This window comes from Sapientia aquatica (assembly GCF_004358105.1).
Lineage (GTDB): Bacteria > Pseudomonadota > Gammaproteobacteria > Burkholderiales > Burkholderiaceae_D > Solimicrobium > Solimicrobium aquaticum.
This window is the reverse complement of sequence record NZ_SMYL01000002.1, coordinates 585,304-605,897: the sequence shown is the minus strand read 5'-3', so window position 1 is coordinate 605,897 and position 20,594 is coordinate 585,304. Positions and strand designations below refer to the sequence as shown.

Genomic DNA, 20,594 nt, shown 5'->3' with positions numbered 1-20,594 from the left:
TTCAGCTCAAAAATACCGAACTGATTTGCTGTACAAAGTTGTTTGTAGGAACGTCGTTTATCACCCCCCCTCATCTTGGAGATACTAATGCCACGCGGAACAAAAATCGTCGCTACCATCGGCCCAGCTTCTAATACGCCAGAAATCTTGACTCGCATGTTTGTCGCGGGGGTGAATGTGGTGCGTTTGAATTTTTCGCACGGCAAGGCCCAAGATCACATCGACCGCGCCGCAATGGTGCGCGAAGCGGCGTTGAGCTGTGGTCGTGAAGTCGCGATTATGGCGGACTTGCAAGGTCCAAAAATCCGCATTGGCAAATTTGAACAAGGTCGGATTGAATTGAGCAATGGCGATAAATTCATTCTCGACGCCGACTGCACCATGGGCAATCAAGAGCGTGTAGGTTTGGATTACAAAGCCTTGCCGCGCGACGTAAAACCGAACGATTTTCTGCTGCTAAACGATGGTTTAATCGTCTTGGTCGTTGATCGCATCATCGGTTCCGAAATCCACACCACCGTCAAAATCGGCGGCGAGTTATCCAATAACAAAGGGATCAATCGCCAAGGCGGTGGCTTAACTGCCCCGGCGCTGACGTCCAAAGACATGGAAGACATCAAAACCGCGATGAGTTTTCAAGCGGACTACATCGCGGTCTCTTTCCCAAAAAATGCCACCGACATGGAAATGGCGCGCCAATTATCGAACATCGCCGGTGAACCTTACGGTCATAAGCCAATGATGATCGCGAAGATCGAACGCGCTGAAGCGATTCCACTTTTGCAAGAAATTTTGGATGCATCGGACGGAATCATGGTCGCCCGTGGTGACTTGGCAGTAGAAGTCGGCAACGCAGCCGTTCCGGCTTTGCAAAAGCGCATGATCAAAATGGCGCGCGCTTCCAACAAATTAGCGATCACCGCGACCCAGATGATGGAATCAATGATCGTCAACGCCGTACCAACCCGCGCCGAAGTATCTGACGTCGCCAATGCGGTGTTGGACGGAACAGATGCGGTAATGACATCGGCCGAAACCGCTTCCGGTAAATATCCCGTTGAAACGGTAGAAATGATGGCCGCCGTGTGCTTGGAAGCCGAAAAATCGCATAAATGCGAACTCGACGCCGATTTCCTCAACGTGCAATTTACCCGCATTGACCAATCGATCGCCTACGGCGCGTTGTTCACGGCATACCACTTGCGTGTGAAAGCAATTGTTGCCTTAACTGAATCAGGTTCAACCACACTGTGGATGAGCCGCCACAATATCGATATTCCTTTAATCGCGTTAACCCCAAGCCGCACAACCCAACGTAAAATCGCGCTTTATCGCAATGTACGCACCTACGAATTACCGTACCACGCTGACCGCGACACCATGTTAGCGAACGCGGAAGCGATCTTAATTGATAACAAAGTGGTTCAAAAAGGCGACACCATCGTCGTTACGTGGGGTGAACCTATGGGCCAAGTCGGCGGAACCAATGCATTAAAAATCGTGCGTGTGGGCGAATAACCAGTACGCAAAATCGCGCTAGCGCTGCGTCGCTGGCATTTTGCAACAGTCCTGCAAACCAGTAATTAGCTGCCAATTTCCAAGAAATTCGCAGCTAATTTCAAAAATAACGATTAATACAGAATTTATTTTTACTTTTTGGAGAAAACATGGCACTCGTTTCTATGCGTCAATTACTTGACCACGCAGCGGAATATGGCTACGGCTTGCCCGCCTTTAACGTCAACAATCTGGAACAAGTCAGCGCGATCATGCAAGCAGCCGATCAAGTTGGTTCACCAGTGATCATGCAAGCTTCGGCTGGCGCGCGTAAATATGCTGGCGAGGCATTTTTACGTCATTTGATCTCGGCAGCGGTGGAAGCGTATCCGCACATTCCAGTCGTGATGCACCAAGATCATGGTCAATCGCCAGCGGTTTGTATGGCAGCGATCAAATCCGGTTTTACTTCCGTGATGATGGACGGCTCCTTAATGGCAGACGGTAAAAGCGTGGCGAGCTATGAGTACAACGTCGAAGTATCGCGCAAAGTGGTGGAATTCTCCCACGCGATTGGCGTGACAGTAGAAGCTGAATTAGGCGTGCTCGGTTCGTTAGAAACATTAATGGGCGACAAGGAAGACGGTCACGGCGCTGATGGCAAAATGACACGCGAGCAGTTATTGACCGACGTGACGCAAGCCGCTGATTTCGTAAAGCAAACCCAATGCGACGCATTAGCGATTGCAATTGGTACTTCTCACGGCGCGTATAAATTCTCACGCAAGCCAACGGGCGACATCCTGGCGATTGACCGCATCAAAGAAATTCACGCCCGCATTCCAAATACTCATTTGGTCATGCACGGTTCTTCTTCCGTTCCGCAAGAATTATTGGCTGAAATCCGCCAATTCGGCGGCGACATGAAAGAAACCTACGGCGTCCCAGTCGAAGAAATTCAAGAAGGTATTAAGCACGGCGTGCGTAAAATCAACATCGACACCGATATTCGTTTAGCAATGACTGGCGCTGTGCGTCGTTATTTGATCGAAAACCCAACGAAATTTGACCCACGCGACTATTTGAAACCAGCGCGCGAAGCAGCTATGCTGGTATGCAAAGCCCGCTTCTTGGCGTTCGGTTGCGAAGGTCAAGCCGACAAGATCAAGCCAATTTCGTTGGACAAAATCGCTGAGAAATACCAAAAAGGCGAATTAGCTCAGATCGTTAATTAATAGTCTTATCGACGGTGGAATCGCGGCCAATTCCACCAAACTGGTATGCGATGGAAGTAGCAAGCTTGCTTATCAGCATGATTATCGCGATTGAGTGTCACCATTGATTAGCAACTCTCCATCGCTAACCAGTCGAAGAAAACAGGGAATACCAAGTAGTCCAGTTTGCCAAGCAACGGCGAACAAGATGCAAAGTTACTGGCTGAAATAAATAAAGGAAAAGTTATGTCAGGTGTATTAGAAACAAATTTAACGTCGCTGCCGTTTTTACATCGCGGCAAAGTGCGCGATATTTATGCTGTGGGTGAAGATCATTTATTGGTCATTCAAACCGATCGCTTGTCCGCGTTTGACGTTATTTTGGATGATCCAATTCCAAACAAGGGCAAAGTGCTCACCACCATGTCCAATTTTTGGTTCAAAAAATTTGGTCATTTAATGCCTAATCACATGACCGATATCGATCCGTTGTCGCTCGTGACCGAAGCCGAACGCCCACAAGTTGAAGGCCGCTCAATCGTCGTAAAAAAATTCAAACCGCTCGGAATCGAAGCGATTGTGCGTGGTTACATCATCGGCTCCGGTTGGAAGGATTACCAAAAGACCGGCAAGGTCTGCGGTCACACGTTGCCCGTTGGTTTAAAAGAAGGCGAAAAATTGCCAGAGGTCTTGTTCACACCATCGACCAAAGCTCCGATGGGACAGCACGACGAAAACATTTCGTTCGAACAAGCGCAAGCCATCGTTGGCGCTGAGATCGCCACCAAAGTGCGTGATTTAACGATTCAGTTGTACACCCAAGCGGCGCAATTTGCGGCGACCAAAGGCATCATTATTGCCGACACCAAATTCGAATTCGGTTTGGATGCACAGAACAATGTGTATTTGATCGATGAGATTTTAACGCCCGATTCATCGCGTTTCTGGCCAGCGGCAAGCTACCAAGTTGGCATGTCACCACCATCGTTTGACAAGCAGTTTGTGCGCGATTGGTTGGAGTCGCAGCCTTGGGATAAAAAGGCGCCAGCGCCGCGTTTACCGGCTGAGATCGCTCAAGTTACAGCGGATAAGTATGCTGAGGCGTTGAGGTTATTGACGGTAGAGTGAGTTTTTTGAGTGATGATTAAATCGGGCGAAATATTGATAAGCCCGATTTTTTCTATAAAAAATTCTTATCGTCTTGGCTTGTTGGTGACAATTTTTTACCCGCTGGATTACGTCCATCGCTACCTCTCGAACAGTGCTCCTTGTGATTCATTTTTTCACCTCGTATAGCAGCAGCGATAGAGAGCAACGAGCCAACAACAAGCTCATTTGATCGCGCGGGCTTTATCGAAGTGCTCGATTTTATTTGGTACTTTCCGATTGATTGAGTACTTGGTTTGAATTTCCCGCCCCAAATTCCACATCATCGTTTCGAATTAAATTTCTTTCTATGCCCTCCACCAACATCCTCCGCGCTGCTGAAATTCTTGCCTCTGGTGGCTTAGTCGCTTTCCCGACTGAGACCGTTTATGGCTTGGGGGCCGATGCCGAAAATCCGGCCGCGGTGGCGGCTATTTACGCTGCCAAGGGGCGGCCAGCTAACCATCCGGTGATCGTGCATTTGGCACCAGAAGCAGACTTAGGTTATTGGGTGAAGGATATTCCTGTTGAGGCACAAAAACTGATTGGCGCGTTTTGGCCTGGGCCACTTACCTTAATTTTGAAACGGGCTGATCACATCCCCGATGCAGTATCTGGCGGCCAAGACAGCATTGGCGTGCGCTGCCCTTCGCATCCGGTCGCGCAAGCGCTATTGCGAGCCTTTAAGGGCGGGCAAGGTGGTATTGCTGCGCCTTCAGCGAATAAGTTTGGTCGAGTCAGTCCAACAACGGCGGAGCACGTGCGCGAGGAGTTTGACGAAGAATTGCGCGCCGGTGGTTTGGTTCAGATGGTGTTGGAAGGCGAACAAAGCGAAGTCGGCATTGAATCAACTATTTTGGATTTGACCCGCTTGCAAACCCACGGGCCAGTGCTCCTGCGGCCCGGACATGTTTCGCTTGATCAATTGACTGCCGTGTTGGGCGTTACGCCAGCAACGCCGCAACAAGACAACAGCGCACCGCGTGCGTCAGGAACATTAGAAGCGCATTACGCGCCGCAAACGCCTGTAGTTCTGGTGGATAAAGAAGAGCTCAATTCAACACTCCAGCAACTGCATGTCGCGCACAAAAATGTCGCTGTTTTGCATTATCTGGATCAAGCTCTCGAAGGCCTAAGCGCACAAATTCAACTACCTAATCATCCCGCAAAATTTGCCCATGAATTGTATGCCAGCCTGCGCGAATTAGACCACGCCAAGGCTGATGTCATCCTCGTGCAAACGCTACCGAATTCAATTGAATGGGAAGGCGTTAGAGACAGGCTGCGCCGCGCTGCGCATGATTCGTTAGGTATTTTGAGTAAGCTAGTTTAAAGCGCTGCACTACCCTGTGCGGCATCCCTTGCGAATGCCGTTCGCGCATCAATCGCGGCGTGCCTTTCAATTGCCAGTGATTGAAAACAATAGTCCGATTTTCAGCGCGGCTAGCTTCCGATTTATCGGCTAAGGCGCCCACTCGGGGCGTCCCTAAGTGAGCAGATGGACACTGACTCCCCCAGCTTTCTGGGTTTAACTCAGAATCACTAGAAGTTCATCTAATCGATCCAAGGTCGAGGCGATTCCTTCCTTCATTCCCATATCAATAACTTGTTGAACCGCTTCCGGGGAAGGATAGGATACGACTGTTTCTACCAAAGTAGATGTCGCTACCTCAGTGAAATTGACGATCATTGTTGATCGCGGCAAATCAGGGTTCAATGCGCCAGTGGCATCGCAAAAGCCGTCTAAGGCGGTATAGCTGTTGATCGGATCGATGGATAGATAATCTTGGCGGCTCCAATAGTGCTGCCCGGTCGGGTCAACCATTGCAAAATGCCAAAATCCACCTGCGCGAAAATCCATATGCTTGGTTTGCGTGACTAACGGTTTAGGCGCAAACCACCGATCCAGCAATTCACATTTGGTATAGCAATCCCAAACAACCTGTCGATTCGCCGCAAACACTCGTTTCACCGTAACACGGCTGTTCTGCAGATCAGCAATAAATTCAAATTTCACGTCAGTTTTCATCTTCCTCGCCTTTAAGGGTAAGCAATAAAGCATTTAAATTTTCATACCTGTCGTGCCAAACAACACGTTGCTCGCTAAACCATTTTTCAGCAACCGCTAGGTTTTGGCGGTTCAGCGTTCAGGTTCGAACTCGGCCGACCTCTTCTCTTTTGATTAGGCCACTACTTTCGAGAACTTTCATATGCTTCAAGAACGAGGGCAAGCCCAAACCAAATGGTTCGGCTAGTTCTTTGATGGACGCAGACCCGCTGCCGAGTCGATCAATCACGGAACGCCTAGTTGGGTCAGCCAACGCGTGAGATACAACATTTAAAGGAATCGTAAAGTTTTCCATATGGCAAACCGTATCTAACAGTTCACCATTTGGCAAACTATTTTCCTTACGTCGTTTTGCCCGTCGTTAATCAGGCCGACCATGGTTCAAACACTACTGCATTTCAACGTTTTGCAACTTATCTATCAGAGTTCAACAACGTGCAATAAAAATCCCTCGTTCACAGTCCGCGAACGAGGGATTTATTACTTCAACCGATCAAATCAACTTACCAAATAATGATCCGCTTATCCGGCGCCACAAACATTTGATCTCCTTCTTTGACATCAAAGGCCGAGTAGAAACCCGGTTGATTAGTCAGCGGAACATTGCCGCGCGCCGCTGCGGGGGAATGAGGATCGGTGTTGAGCAATCGGATAGTTTCCGCGTCACGTGCTTTGCCGCGCCAGACTTGCGCCCAGCCTAGATATAAGCGTTGGTCGCCTGTGTAGCCGTCAATCACTGGAGCCGGTTTTCCGCCTAGGGAAATTTGATAGGCTTTGTAAGCAATTGCTAAGCCTGAGTTGTCGGCGATGTTTTCGCCCAAGGTTAAGGCGCCATTGACGTGATAATTCGGGATTGGGCTAAATGCATCGTATTGGGCGACCAAGGCGCTGGTTAATTTATTAAAGTTGGCTTTATCTTCTTTGGTCCACCAATCACGCAAATTACCGTCGCCATCGGATTGGCTGCCTGAGTCATCAAAGCCGTGGCTAATTTCATGGCCGATGACCGCGCCGATGCCGCCGTAATTAACTGCGTCGTCAGCAGCGGCGTTAAAGAATGGCGGTTGCAAAATCGCGGCTGGGAACACGATCTCGTTTTGGCGCGAGTTGTAATACGCGTTCACAGTTTGCGGGCTCATGCCCCACTCTTTGCGGTCGATTGGTTTGCCGAGCTTATCCAATTGACGTTGATTTTCCAAAGCGCGCGAACGCATGATATTGCCGACTAGCTCATTACTCTTGATGTCCAATTTGCTGTAATCGCGCCATTGATCTGGGTAGCCGATTTTGGGCGTGAATTTGGATAATTTGGTCAGCGCTTCGGCCTTGGTTTCTGGACTCATCCAAGTCATGGTTTCTATGCTTTGCTTATAGGCCGCGATGAGATTGGCAACCAATTGCTCCATGCGCGCTTTGCTCTCAGGCGGGAAGTATTTTTCTACATATAACTTACCTAAGGCTTCAGGCAATGCTTCCTCCACCCGCCCAACGCCGCGCTTCCAACGCGGTTGATTCTCTGGGATGCCGCGCAAAGTGACGCTAGAGAAGGCGAAATCTTGATCAACAAAACGTTTCGAAAGCAGCGGAGCATAGGAATCCAGCACTTTCCATTTCAGGTACGTTTTCCACACTGGTAATGGCGTGTCGTTGATGATTTTCGCTAAGCCCGAAATAAAACTCGGTTGGCGCACGATGACGTAATCCACTTTATTGCCGACGCCCGTTCCGGCGAAATAGGCGGTCCAGTTGTAGTCGGGCAGTAAGTCTTTTAATTTGGCGATCTCGACTTTGTTATAGGTTTTGACTGGGTTACGGTTTTCTACTTTGGTCCATTGGATTTTAGCCAGCTCCGTTTCTAGCGCCAAAATATCTTTGGCAGCGTGCTCGGCATGTAGCTGACCGCTCATATCCAGCATTTTCTCCACGTGCTTCACATAGGCGTCACGGAAACCTTTGAGTTTGGCGTCGTCGTCTTTTAAATAGTAATCACGATCTGGCAAACCCAAGCCGCCTTGACTGACATACACCGCGTATTTGGTCGCATCACGCGCATCTTGATTGATGCCGGATTGAATCGGTAAAGACAAGCCCAACTTCGATAATTGTGCAATCAAGGTCGGCAACTGCTCTTTTTTCGTTACGCGTTCGATTTGCACAAAAGTATGGCGCAAAGGCTGGATATCGAGCTTATCGGCTTGGGCTTCGTTCAGGAAGCTGCTGTATAAATCGGCGATCTTTTTCTCATTACTGCCAGCGACTAATTTTTTATTTTCAACCAAGCTAGTGATGATGTCGCGCGAGCGCTGCTCGGATAAATCCCGCAATTGATCAAACGAACCGAAGCGCGCTTTGTCGGCGGGAATCTCAACGGTGTTTAGCCATTTGCCCGAGGTGAATTTAAAGAAGTCATCTTGCGGGCGAATGCTGCTATCAATCCATTGCAAATCGATGCCTGAAATCAAATTCGTGACGCGACTTGGCGCAGCTATGCCAGTTGGGGCCGCACTGGGGGCTGTTGCCGTTTGTGCCTGCGCCGAAGTGGACTGTGCGATTGAAACCAAACCGAGAATGGCGATAGAAAGTAATGTACGTTGCATTAATTTATCCTTAGCTAAGTGGTACAAAAAAATAGCAAAGCCGCTGTAACTATTATTAAAAAAATCAGCGACTCCACCGATTGGTTTGAATCTGCTTCAAAAAACTACTTTGCCACATTACCGGCAATATTTAACACATCCCACGTGCGGGCAAATGGCGGGGCATAGACAAAATCCATAAAGCCCAGTTCATCGACCGTTAAGCCAGAGTAAATGGCGACAGCTAAAGCGTCCACGCGGTGCACCGCGCCGCCTAAATAACGCCCGCAAAGCTGACCGCCCAATAGTTTGCGCGACTGTTTGTCATAAATCAGCTTGACCCACATTTCAGATTGATTAGGCAAATAGTCGGTGCGGTTTTTATCTTTAATCACGACGGTCGAATAATCAAGGGAACGCTGCACTGCTTCGGCTTCGGTAATGCCGGTGCGCCCTGCTTCTAAATCGAATACGCGAATTCCGCTGGAACCTAATGTGCCAATAAAACGGCTAGCTTTACCTCCCATGACTTCACCAGCGATGCGACCTAATTTATTGGCCGAGGTCGCTAAAGGAATATACACGTCGCCACTCACTTTATGCGGCACCGTTGCGCAATCACCTGCGGCGTAAATATCGGGCAAATTGGTGCGACATTGATCGTCAATCACGATTGCGCCCTCCTTCGATAGATTCAAGCCGGTCTCACGCAAGAATGCCGTGTTTGGTTTGAACCCTGCCGCGACCAGCACTAAATCGGCGGGATAATTGCCCTTGTTGGTTTCCACCGACGTCACCGTGCCATCCCGACTTTGGAGAGCAATTACCTGCTCGCTCAATTGCAATTGCACATCATTGCGACGCAGTTCTTGTTCCAATAAGCGCGTCGTTTCTTCATCAAAGGTGCGCGCTAAAACGCGGTCGGCGTATTCAATTAGCGTAACTTGCTTGCCTTGATGCTTAAATGCTTCGGCCGCTTCCAAGCCAATAAATCCAGCACCAATAATGACCACTCGTTCAATACTAGGCAGCAAATTGAGCAAAGTAATCGCATCCGCTTTGGAGTGCATCGTATGCACGTTCTTAACGCCTAATCCTGGAATAGGTGGAATCGCAGGTGAAGCACCTACCGTAATCAATAATTTGTCGTAGGCTAAGCTCACGCTTTGACCAGTTTGGCTATCAAGAGCCGTGACTTTTTTACTCGCAACATCAAGTCCAACGGCAGTGTGAAACACGCGAATATCAATACCGAGCTTGCTAAATTCATGCAACGGTCTTGCGGTCATGCGTTCAATTTCATCGAACTCGCCACCCACGTAATAAGGAATGCCGCAACCACCGAACGACACGACGTCAGTTTTCTCAAGCACGGTAATTGTTGCGCTCGGGTCAAGCTTTACGATACGAACCGCCGCCGATAAACCTGCCGCATTCGCGCCCAAAATAAGATAGTTCATGGTCTTTGTTTTCTAAACGTTATGCAATCAAGCTTCGTCGTTTTCTAGCGTGGCATACGGATCATTAAATACTGCCATATCCATCGTACCCATTTCCCTATCAGTAGCGACCGCCGCGGTCATCGTGCCAGAAACATTGGTTAAGGTGCGCGCCATATCAATAATCGGATCAATCGCTAACACCATTCCAATCAAACCAAAATAGTCGCCCATGCCCATACCCGATAAGGCGATTGTCGCAGCCACCGTCGCCGTGCCAGGGATGCCCGCAATCCCAATCGAGCCAATTGTGACCACGATGACCAACATGATGTAAAACTGAATATCAATCTGAATCCCTATCATGTGCGCCACCATCACCACGATCATGGCGGGGAAGAAGCCAGCGCAACCATTCATCCCAATCGTGCTACCCAAGGAACCGACCAAGTTGGCTGTGCCATCGTTGACGCCCATGCGCTTGGTCAAAGTGGAAATCGTCATGGGCAACGTGCCGACCGACGAGCGACTGGTGAACGCTAGCAGCCACGTTCCCAAGGCTTTCTTGACATAAGTGGTTGGTGCCACACCGTGCGCGCCGATGATCACTAAATGCACCACCAGCATGATGGCGGTAGCGACATAAATCGCGCCAACAAAGCTCGATACTTCGATAATTGCGGGAACCCCGTTGGAAATAATCGTGCGAGATAACAAAGCAATGACGGCATACGGCATGTATTTAATAATCGTCATGGCAATCGACATCACGATTTTGTACAAACCCTGCATTAATTTTTTAAACACGCCTATCGTTTCGGGATTGTTTTTTTCCATGCGGTTGGCCGCCATGCCGACCAAGGCCGAAAAAATCACCAAACCGACGATATTCTCACCACTCATCGCGCCGACGATATTGTTAGGAATGAGGCGAATAAAGGTATCCACCAAATTGGTGTAATCGTTAATTTTAGCCACTTCGCCGGTTTTAACTCCAAAGCCCAAACCAAACAGATTGCCCAAAACAATCCCCAATACGGAGGCGATTGCGGTGGTGAATAACAGCCAAAAAATCCCGCGCACGGCAATCTTAGGCAGATCTTTTTTACCCGCAAAATCCAAAATCACTTTCACAATCGAGACAAAAATTAACGGAATCACTAACATCCGAATAAATGCGATAAAAGCCCGACCAACCAAGCCATACCAAATCGCTGTTTCTTTCATCCACACCGACGCGTCGGCCGGGAAACCCGCCGCGGCTTGGACACCCAAACCAAGCACAGCGCCGAGCACCAAACCGACCAACATCCGGATCGAAAAATCGACCTTGTTATCCTGCAATCGCTTCAAGCCAAAGCAGCACAGCAAGAAAAGTGCGATCGCAAGCAAGGTTTGATATTGGGTAATGGCTAAAAAACGTTCAAAAAAAACGCCATGAAATAAGGCAGATGACTGCATGTCATTCATCGAGATGCTCCGGGTAGGGTACGAACTGAGAAAGTAGGAAATGAATTAATCGAAAATTGGTGAATATGCTACAGGAAAAACTTGTCCACCCTAAAGAAGGAATCCGCGCTTTAATAGACGAAATACCAAATTAAATCAGGCAGATTTCCGAAGGCGGCAAAAACCACAGGCTGGGCAGTGTAAATAAATAGCGATTAAATAACAATTCTCAACTCAAAAAACTGACTAACGTTGATTCAGTGCCGCCAGTAAAGCTAAATCAACAATTAGAGCCGGAATACATAGCTATTTAAGCCATGACCATTCAAGGCGTTACATTACATTAGGAAAATGCTCATTTTGAAAGCGTTTTTCTATGACTACTTTAATCATTCAAGCTGGCGGCAAGGGCAGTCGGCTGGAGCATTATTGTTGGAATAAACCCAAATGTCTGGTGCCGGTTGATGGCAAGCCGCTGCTGTTTCATTTGCTAGATTGCTTCGCTTCTAAACACGATACCCAATCCACAATTGCCGTCATTGCCGAATACAAAGCCGACGTATTACAGCGCTATTTATCGGTCTTTCCGGGTTCTGCGCCCGTCTCCATCGTAGCTCCTGTTGGCACTGGCACGGTTAGTGGCATCGCCCAGTCGTTAGAACTAGTCGCCGACAATGAGCCATTCTGGATCGTTTGGAGTGATTTGCTGTTCCATGAACATTTAAAAATGCCGGAGTCCGATCAACCGGTGATTTACCTATCGCGCAATTTCCCCTGTCGCTGGTCGGTGGAAGTCGATGAAGCCGGCAAACAGAATTTAGTCGAGAAAAAAAGCGATACCGCCGGCGTGATGGGCTTATTTTGGTTTCCTAACAAAAGCCATTTAAAGAACCTGCCCGATAGCGGCGAATTCGTGCGTTGGATTTCCGAGAACGCCAATCAATTTAGTACCGCCTATTGCGACGATGCGGTCGAATTAGGTACGCTAAACGCGCTACAAAATCACTGGGATGACGAAGCGGGAACACGTTTTTTTAACAAAATTACTTATCGCGGCGATAAAGTCATCAAACAAGCCGTGGTACCAGAATATGCTCCGATGATAGATCTAGAACTGGCTTGGTACAAAGAAGTCGGCGCGCTAGGCTTTAAGCACATCCCTACCCTATTTGAATCCAAACCGATGACTATGTCGCGCATCGACGGAACGCACCCTTATCAGTTCCGCTGGGGTACCAAAGGGCGGCGTCAAGTGTTAGAAGGAATCATGGATTCGCTCACTGAGTTGCACGCGCTCGGCAAAGCACCGGTCGATAACGCCGCACTGCGCTCAGTCTATTTAGAAAAAACTCAGCAGCGTATCGCCAAAGTGGGCCGTTTATTACCCGATTTGCAAAAACACCGATCCATCAAAGTCAACGGCGTTTGGGTGCCGAATATCTTGCACGAGAAAGAACAGCATCGCCTCACCGATGCGTTTGAGATGACTTGTTGCGATGCATTTACCGTCATCCATGGCGACCCGACGTTTAGCAATACCTTAATCGACGACAAGGGAAAGCCTTGGTTTTTTGATCCGCGTGGTCGTTTTGCCGAACCCGGTATTTTTGGCGACCCGGCATACGATTGGGCCAAGGTGTACTACTCGGTGGTGGGTAATTACGATAATTTTAATCGACGCCAATTTATCCTCAGCTTGGATGCACAAAGCGCGGATATTGAAATCCGCGATGCTGGTTGGTCGCATTTGCGCGAAGTGATTGCAGAGCGCTTCAACTCAAAAATAAGCACCATCCAAGTGCTGCATAGTTTTATTTGGTTAGGTTTATCAGGTTGGGTCGATGACGATTACGATTCGATCTTGGCGGCGTATTTCAACGGTTTGTATTACCTGCATTCTGCGCTGGAAGCCTGATGCAAACGATAGAACTCAGCCCATTATCCAAAGCGTGGCTCATTGATATTGATGGCACGATTTTCCAACATAACGGCTATTTAAACGGCGCGGATCAGTTGCTGCCCGGCGTAGCGGAATTTTTTAATGACCTGCCCAGTACCGACAAAATTATTTTGCTCACCGCGCGCCGCCAACAATTTAAAGACAGCACGCTAGCGGCCTTAACTCACCACGGCATTCGCTATGACAGCGTTTTATTCGATATGCCACTGGGCGAGCGCATCTTAATTAACGACACCAAACCGTCGGGTCTGCAAACCGCCTACGCTATCAACGTGGCGCGCGATGCAGGTTTAGGTCAGATTAGCGCGGCGCTCAAAATAGTTGATAAATAACGAAAATCACTAACGAAAGTCACCATGGCAGATTGGACCGACATCGGAAAGAAAAGCATTTTGGCCGAAGCCGATGCCTTGGTTGTGTTGGCCGAAAAGCTCGATCAACGTTTTTCCCAAGTAGTCGAATTAATCCTGAATTGCCAAGGTAAAGTGGTTTTATCTGGCTTGGGCAAATCGGGCCAAATCGCCCGCAAGATCGCCTCCACCTTCGCCTCAACGGGCACTCCGGCTATTTATTTACACCCTTCCGAAGCCAGTCACGGCGACTTAGGGATGATAGAAAAGCGCGATATCGTGATCGCTATTTCACGCTCTGGCGAGTCTCCTGAGTTGGCCGACATCTTATCGTATTCGCGCCGCTTCTCTATTCCATTGATTGCCATTACCGCCGAAGCTGCGAGTACATTAGGGCGCGCGGTCGATATCGTTTTACTGTTACCGGCGATGGCGGAAGTCTGCCCTTTGGGCTTGGCTCCCACCACCTCGACCACGATGACCTTAGCGTTAGGCGACGCCTTAGCGGTGGCTTGTATTGAAGGTAAAGAATTTAAAGCCGCTGCCTTTAGGGAATTTCATCCAGGCGGCAAATTAGGCAAAAAATTATTGCTGGTTAAAGACGTGATGCATGTGCGCTCCGAGCTACCTTTAATTGCCGCCAATGTCACGGTGCGGCAAGCCGTGATTGAAATGTCACGTGCGCGATTGGGTTGCGTTGGACTGTTGGACGAGCAAGAGAAATTGATCGGGATTTTTACCGATGGCGACTTGCGGCGTAATTTATCGGCTGAAATTGTAGAGCAACCGATCAGCCTATATATGTCACGCCAACCAGCCACAATTGCGCCCGACACCTTGGTCGCCGAGGCTACCCAGATAATGGAAGCCAAACGCATCCCATCAATTTTTGTCGTCGAAAATGACGACGTGGTGGGAATTATTCATCTGCATGATTTGCTGGCACGCGGAATTCTATGAGCTTAACTAACGCCAATCAGCAAGCTCCAACCAATCACATCCTGACGCTAAGGTAGATCGCATGGCCAAGAAATTTCACCAAACTTCATTTGATCTGGCGCTCGATTTATTATCAATTATCAAGCGGTCGATCTTCAATAAAACCGGCCATTGCCCGGAAGATTATTACTACATCATGCCAGTCAATGCGTATGGTGAGTTGGTCTTTACGCTATCGCAAACCCAGCATTTGAGGCAGCAAGCCAAGGTCTGTTTATTGTTACGCAATGATCGTAATTTTTTACTGGAATTTTGGCCGCAGGCAGCGGATTTCGTCATCTATTTGACGCAAGAAGAATACGATACGTTGTTCTTCTTAGAGCAGATTTCATTCCGCTCGCCGGGATGGTTTTTCTTATGCTGGGCTGACTTGTTTGCCGACGGGCGCTTCGGCAGTGATTTGGTCTTAAAGAACAATCGGCTCACGCTAAAAGAGGCCTATTCCTACGCGCTCGGCTTGGACCTTTCTGTACCAATCTTGGCACCGCAAATTCAAAACGTTCCAGCGCATAACGCCGACAAGACCGTTTTATTCGTTCAACACGCCAAAACCTATGGACGTATTCCGGCCAGCTTTTGGAACGTCTTAGCACAAGAATTTCACAACAAGGGATATACGATTTTTATCGACAAAATCGCGCAAGAAGATGTTTTATTGGATCCAGAAATCCCGGTTCACTATTTACAAAAGACCGTTCCAGAATTAGTTCGATTTGCAAAGTCCGTGAACTTGGTCGTTGCACTACGCAGCGGCATGGCGGATTTGATTGGCGCGAGCATTGGTGATGCGCCGATGCGCATGATTACGCTGTATCACATCACCAGTAAATTCAATCGCACCCAAAAGGAATTTCATCACAGTGCTGGGGTAGCACAAACCGGCTTAAACTTGGCACGCTGCTTTAGCACGGACAAGATTTCGGACATAGAAATCATGTCCGATAATCCAGAACAACTCATCAACCAAGAAGTACGGAAAGTCAGCCAGCTAGCGTTTAGCAGATAAGTCTAGCAAAGCACGCAAATTGATTGAGCCACGCCCAGCAACTTCTCTACCACTGGCGCTAACGCCGCTGGGCGGCATCCGTAACTAGCTAAGCGGCCTTGGGCGTTCGGCGCCAAATCCAAATCGTAAGGCAAACGTCCAGCAACCAACCACAATTTATCTTGCGGTAATGCCGCGACCAAGGTTTGCTGGCCCTTCACCAACATCGCGTTATAGGTTTGCAAAACGATTTGCTGCGCGCCTTGGGCAAAGGCGATGGCGGCGGCGACTTCGGCATCGTTGGCCTCGGAGGACAAGGCATATTCGCGCACGTCAATTCCGGCAGCCAATAATGCGGGCAACATGGAACTGCGCGCTTCATTGTTACGCGCAATAACGGCTTCATCGACTTCGCTACGCAAACGAACTTCGACCGTGATCAACGTCACTGGCAGCGCAGTGTTTAATGGGCGGAATGCACCCGCCACACGTAGCGCAGCGCGTTGGACTTTTTCCGCCAACGCTAATGCTGCTGGCTGCATCAAGCCTTGCGGAATAATCGGCGCATCTCGCCAAGTTTTTACTGCACTGATTTGCTTGAGTTGCTGCACGCGTTCATGGGCTTGGTTGATTTGATCGAGCGAAATCTCACCGCGCTCCACCGCTGCGATCACGCCATCAATAGCAGCCTGCTGGCGCTCTTGTTGGTGCGAGATCAGGGCAATATCAGCGCCAGCTTTCAAGGTCTGAATTGCGCCGTTAGTCACGCCCACGCCATCGGCAATAGCTAACATTTCTAAGCAATCGGAAATAATTACGCCCTTAAATCCGAGTTCACCGCGCAGCAAATCAGTCAACACTGATTTGGATAAAGTAGCTGGCAAATCCGGTTCCGATTCAATCGCTGGGAAAACCACATGCGCCGTCATAATCGCGTGTACGCCTTGGGCGATCGCGGCTTTAAATGGTGGCAATTCCATCGCATCCAAACGGGCTTTATCGTGCGGCACGATCGACATCGAATAATGCGAATCGGTTGAGGTGTCGCCATGTCCGGGGAAATGTTTAGCGGTGGTAATCACGCCAGCGGCATTCAAACCGCGCATCGCTGCCATGCCATAGTTGATAACGGTATCCGGATCTTCACCAAAGGCGCGCACGCCGATTACCGGATTAAGGGGATTATTATTGACGTCCAACACCGGCGCCAAAATCATGTTGATACCGAGCTGGCGCATCTCGTCGCCGCTAATGCGTGAGAGCTGCTCGCAATCAGCGACCGAGCCAGCTTGTTGAAACGCCATGGCTGCCGGAATGGGCGTGACGCCCTGCTCAACTCGCATCACCATGCCGCCTTCTTGATCGAGTGAAATCAGCAAAGGAATATCACTCACTTCAGCATTGATCTCTTGCAAGCGCCGACAGAGCGCGGCGACTTGCTGCGGTGTGTGGACATTGCGGCGAAATAGAATAACGCCGCCAACATGACGCTCTTGGATCAGGCGAGTAATGTGCTCATTGACCTCTAAGGCATCAAATCCCACCATAAATAATTGACCGATTTTTTGTCGCAACGCCTGATCCATATGTCTGTTTTCCTGATTCTTTGCTGAATGTATTGATACGAATGACAAGGGAAATTGATTCAATTTCCGAAAAGTGCAGCCATCATAGGTTTGTTAAAATCAAGCGTCAACAGGTATTTAAGTGGTATCTTAAAATAAGTTGAGTGCGCTGCGACGAGCGCTGTTTTTGGGACGAATAAAGGGAAGTTTAGGTCAGAGAACAAGGCGGAAACGACCAACTGGTATCTGTTGATTTTTCCAAGGTAGCGATTAGCGCAAGATTAAGTGCGCAATGCTATTTAAACAAATTAGCCACTTCTTGATGATCCCAATCCAAAAAGGTCTTAATTTGCCCATCCGGATTAATGAATAAAATCCGCAAATCGTGCATGACATGGTCTTCGTCTATCCAAAACTTAATTCCTAGCGACTGCGCTAAGCGTTTGGTGGCGCTGGTTGTTCCGGTCAAAAAATGCCAATTGCTGCGCTCGGTGAAATGATGCTGTCGGCGGTAATAAGACCAAGAATTCGGATTATCAATCGAGGGATCAAAGCTGACGATAATGAACTGTACCGGCGTTTTTTGTTGATCGGCCAGGGCTTGGGCTTCCTCCAGCTTATGCAAGGTCGCATTGCAAACCCGCGTACATTCGGTATAAGCCATTGCAATGATGAGCGGCTGACCTTGCCACTTACTCAGTTGCACGGTTTGGCCCGTATCTTCAGTCCATGACGATGTTTGGGTGTAGATACTCGAAGGCAGATTTCCTGCCTTGGCGCTGTGCGCGAACATGGCGAGCAGCCAAAGAGTGCACACCAATAACTGCACGAAGCGGAATCTAAGTTCAGTTTGCATACTGCCTTCCCTAAACATCTAAACTCAATATTTAGTGATCACCCGCACATCGCCACTAACTGCGGACACATAACCGACTGTGCCGGGTTTGGATTTTATTAGGGCGATAATTTCAAGATCATTGGCCTTGGTCATTGGGGGAATTAAGCCATCACGAAATACTTTGCGTCCCCACAATTGCGTGTATTTTTCTGGCGTTAGGTGCAGCGCCTTATCTAAAAATTCAGTCTTTAAGCTTGCGTTATCAATTGGAGTGAGCTTTACTCCGCCTTCGACCTGTTTATCACCAACAAAAATATCTTTGACCTCTTCGGCTCCAATGGTTAAACCGGAACTAGTCACAACATAAATATCCACCGCAAAGGCTGCTGACCAACAGAAAATAAACAGGCTTGTCGCAAGCCCAACTACTCTAATTAAACGTAATGAGTTCATCGTGCTACTCCTTAAAATTTCACATCGAGTTGAACGCGAGTACGGTTATATTTTTCGTCCGGCGCTGCTATTTCTAGTTCGTGCGTGCGATCCGTTTCAAATTTAAGTGCGGCAGCCTTGTTGAAATCCCAGCGCAGACCAAGCACTTGGCGCGTGTAGGTTCGACCACTCGCTAGGCTGGCGAAATAATTATCGGTTTGATCCAGTTCGGCTTTTTCGATCCGCGCATATGGCGTCCAGATATTGCCAAAGGTGTAGCTCACTTGTGCAAACGCAGCCCAACTATTGTGCGTGCCGTTGGTTCCATTTGCGCCGAATTTATCGTCGTTCTTAAAGCGATAGTATTCACCGATGGACTCCCAATCGTTCCATTCCAACAGATAGAAAGCACCGAGCATGTTTAACTTAGTGCTATTGAGCCGCACGTTGTTACCGTCATAGGTATCGACCACTTCGGACAATCCGTGTGCACCGAGCGTGAAGGTATTATTGAATTGGTAGCTCACTCTGCCGCCGTATGCCGTATTGCCGTTGTCGTCGCCTACCGGATTAAATTCCAATTGGTTTCCGAGCGCGATACCGAGGTTATTACCGTCTGAAGCCGGAATAATTCGGCTACCGTTACCAACAAAAAAGTCGTAGGAAACGCGATCACCGCCATTGACCCGCGCCGTTCCCGATTCCATCACACCGATGGTGTGCGAAGGCATCACACCGCCCTGATCTTCAAACGCCACAAAACGTGGACGATCAATCGAAGTTTGAATAAAGTGGCCGTGGTGAAACGCCGTATTCCATTCGCCATAAGGCGTATGAAAGCGGCCGGCCCAAATATTGACTAAGTCATTAAAGGTGTAGCCAATCTCAAAGCGCTCTAGGTCATAGGTCAACACACCCTGTTCGGTGTACTCCAAATTCAACTCCATAATGGCTTTGAGCTGATCGCCAAAATTTGGCGCGAAATAGAAATCAACGTTGGCCATTTGGAAGCCGCTTTTGGAATTAACGGTATTGGGCAAATTAGGAGGATTGGGCAAATGACCATAGCCGAGTGCGATAAAACCGTGCACCGGCACTCCCAATATATTGCTGTCGTTAGAAGACTGATCTGCTGCGCTGCTCGCGACTTGCTCGACCGACTTCTCTAATTTTTCTAATCGCTGTTCTTGGGCGCTTAGTTTTTCTTGTACCGCGGTTGGAGTGACATTCGCTGTAGGATTGGCTTGACCAGGCGAGGTTGTTTTGGAAGCGTTTTCTAATTGCGTAATGCGAGCTGAGAGGGCTTGGATTTGCTGCAAACTTTGCTCTAGTTTCTTTTCCAACTCAGCTGTTCGATCCTGTCCGGGATCGGCCGCTAAGGCAGAAACAGAAAAGAGTTGCGTCATTGCGAAAGCAATCACACTGAGTCGAAAGGAAAAATCTGGTGATTTTTTGCACATAAATATCCCCTAATTAATTTGCCACGCGCGGTTAGCAAAATTTTCCATTTCATGTTCAAAAACTTAACAGGCGCAGCACCGGCATGGCGTGATATGCGGCACTGAACGCTTGAAGTATGAAATTTAGGTTAGGGCGCGTTTTACGATTACTCAAGCCGCGATCGAGCAATTTTGCTCAATTTATGGAAAGAAAAATCGATAAGGCAGGAAAAGTTTCTCCTGTGCCAAAAATTAAGCGTCAAAATGATAAAAGTGAATCTCGAGGCAAATTCAAAAATTGGCTGTTTGCTGGCCAAGCTAGTTAAATTTGAAACCAGTCGGTTTTAAATACGATAAAAATAGAACTTTGCACAAAGCAAACTCGCGCTGCTTTTCGGGCCAAAAAAACAGCAGAATCGGAGGAATATGGACGAAAAAAAAGACCGTCTGATTAAGACGATCTTTTTTAAATTTGGTCGGAGTACAAGGATTCGAACCTTGGACCCCCTGGTCCCAAACCAGGTGCGCTACCGGGCTGCGCTACACTCCGAAGACAGCAATTATAGATTCCAACCCGATTTCCGTCAATAACTATCTACCAAAAGCCCAACTATTGAGCCACAAACCAGTAATTACG

At 48.5% G+C, this 20,594-nt stretch carries 17 protein-coding genes and 1 tRNA gene; 8 read left to right on the top strand and 10 right to left on the bottom strand.

Going from position 1 to position 20,594, the window contains the following annotated elements:
• Positions 1-87 precede the first annotated feature (87 nt).
• The 4 genes from pyk to E2I14_RS06805 all read left to right on the top strand — a co-directional run bounded on the left by pyk (position 88) and on the right by E2I14_RS06805 (position 5,190).
• Positions 88-1,518 carry a pyruvate kinase gene (gene pyk, locus E2I14_RS06820; RefSeq protein ID WP_133326729.1) on the top strand — a complete coding sequence of 477 codons (1,431 nt, stop codon included), beginning with the start codon at positions 88-90 and terminating at the stop codon, positions 1,516-1,518.
• A gap of 149 nt (positions 1,519-1,667) precedes the next feature.
• A complete protein-coding gene (fba, locus tag E2I14_RS06815; protein WP_133326727.1) occupies positions 1,668-2,732 on the top strand; it encodes a class II fructose-bisphosphate aldolase in 1,065 nt (354 codons plus the stop codon).
• 225 nt (positions 2,733-2,957) lie between these two features.
• Complete coding sequence (locus E2I14_RS06810) at positions 2,958-3,839, top strand: phosphoribosylaminoimidazolesuccinocarboxamide synthase (protein WP_133326725.1); 882 nt, start codon at positions 2,958-2,960, stop codon at positions 3,837-3,839.
• A 328-nt stretch (positions 3,840-4,167) separates the two neighbouring features.
• Positions 4,168-5,190, top strand: coding sequence for an L-threonylcarbamoyladenylate synthase (locus tag E2I14_RS06805; protein WP_133326723.1), 1,023 nt, complete (start codon positions 4,168-4,170; stop codon positions 5,188-5,190).
• Positions 5,191-5,385: 195 nt separating this feature from the next.
• Here E2I14_RS06805 and E2I14_RS06800 read toward each other — a convergent pair whose 3' ends face one another.
• The 5 genes from E2I14_RS06800 to E2I14_RS06780 form a co-directional block, all read right to left on the bottom strand.
• A complete protein-coding gene (locus tag E2I14_RS06800; RefSeq protein WP_133326721.1) occupies positions 5,386-5,886 on the bottom strand; it encodes an SRPBCC family protein in 501 nt (166 codons plus the stop codon).
• A 118-nt stretch (positions 5,887-6,004) separates the two neighbouring features.
• Complete coding sequence (locus tag E2I14_RS19610) at positions 6,005-6,220, bottom strand: ArsR/SmtB family transcription factor (RefSeq protein ID WP_227544650.1); 216 nt, start codon at positions 6,218-6,220, stop codon at positions 6,005-6,007.
• A gap of 208 nt (positions 6,221-6,428) precedes the next feature.
• A complete protein-coding gene (locus E2I14_RS06790) occupies positions 6,429-8,522 on the bottom strand; it encodes a M13 family metallopeptidase (protein WP_133326719.1) in 2,094 nt (697 codons plus the stop codon).
• A 104-nt stretch (positions 8,523-8,626) separates the two neighbouring features.
• Entirely contained in the window at positions 8,627-9,961 is a 1,335-nt protein-coding gene (locus E2I14_RS06785) for a CoA-disulfide reductase (protein ID WP_133326717.1), read from the bottom strand.
• Positions 9,962-9,988: 27 nt separating this feature from the next.
• Positions 9,989-11,410: a cation:dicarboxylate symporter family transporter gene (locus E2I14_RS06780; protein WP_133326715.1), complete on the bottom strand. Its 1,422-nt coding sequence runs from the start codon at positions 11,408-11,410 to the stop codon at positions 9,989-9,991.
• A 355-nt stretch (positions 11,411-11,765) separates the two neighbouring features.
• Between E2I14_RS06780 and E2I14_RS06775 the strand changes: the two genes are divergently transcribed.
• The 4 genes from E2I14_RS06775 (at position 11,766) to E2I14_RS06760 (ending at position 15,704) form a co-directional block, all read left to right on the top strand.
• Entirely contained in the window at positions 11,766-13,304 is a 1,539-nt protein-coding gene (locus tag E2I14_RS06775; protein WP_133326713.1) for an NTP transferase domain-containing protein, read from the top strand.
• Entirely contained in the window at positions 13,304-13,681 is a 378-nt protein-coding gene (locus tag E2I14_RS06770; protein ID WP_133326711.1) for an HAD family hydrolase, read from the top strand. Before E2I14_RS06775 ends, E2I14_RS06770 begins: the two co-directional genes overlap by 1 nt.
• A 24-nt stretch (positions 13,682-13,705) precedes the next feature.
• Positions 13,706-14,659, top strand: a complete 954-nt coding sequence (locus E2I14_RS06765; RefSeq protein WP_133326709.1) for a KpsF/GutQ family sugar-phosphate isomerase — start codon at positions 13,706-13,708, stop codon at positions 14,657-14,659.
• A 61-nt stretch (positions 14,660-14,720) separates the two neighbouring features.
• Complete coding sequence (locus E2I14_RS06760) at positions 14,721-15,704, top strand: hypothetical protein (RefSeq protein WP_133326707.1); 984 nt, start codon at positions 14,721-14,723, stop codon at positions 15,702-15,704.
• 2 nt (positions 15,705-15,706) lie between these two features.
• On the opposite strand, the gene nagZ is transcribed toward E2I14_RS06760, so the two are convergent.
• From nagZ to E2I14_RS06735, 5 genes are all read right to left on the bottom strand, one after another.
• Entirely contained in the window at positions 15,707-17,269 is a 1,563-nt protein-coding gene (gene nagZ / locus E2I14_RS06755) for a beta-N-acetylhexosaminidase (RefSeq protein WP_133326705.1), read from the bottom strand.
• Positions 17,270-17,543: 274 nt separating this feature from the next.
• Positions 17,544-18,104 carry an SCO family protein gene (locus tag E2I14_RS06750; protein WP_165967774.1) on the bottom strand — a complete coding sequence of 187 codons (561 nt, stop codon included), beginning with the start codon at positions 18,102-18,104 and terminating at the stop codon, positions 17,544-17,546.
• 24 nt (positions 18,105-18,128) lie between these two features.
• Positions 18,129-18,539: a phosphate ABC transporter substrate-binding protein gene (locus E2I14_RS06745; RefSeq protein ID WP_133326701.1), complete on the bottom strand. Its 411-nt coding sequence runs from the start codon at positions 18,537-18,539 to the stop codon at positions 18,129-18,131.
• Positions 18,540-18,550: 11 nt separating this feature from the next.
• A complete protein-coding gene (locus tag E2I14_RS06740) occupies positions 18,551-19,978 on the bottom strand; it encodes a hypothetical protein (RefSeq protein WP_133326699.1) in 1,428 nt (475 codons plus the stop codon).
• Between the two features lie 452 nt (positions 19,979-20,430).
• Positions 20,431-20,507 (bottom strand) — tRNA-Pro (locus E2I14_RS06735).
• Positions 20,508-20,594: the final 87 nt, after the last annotated feature.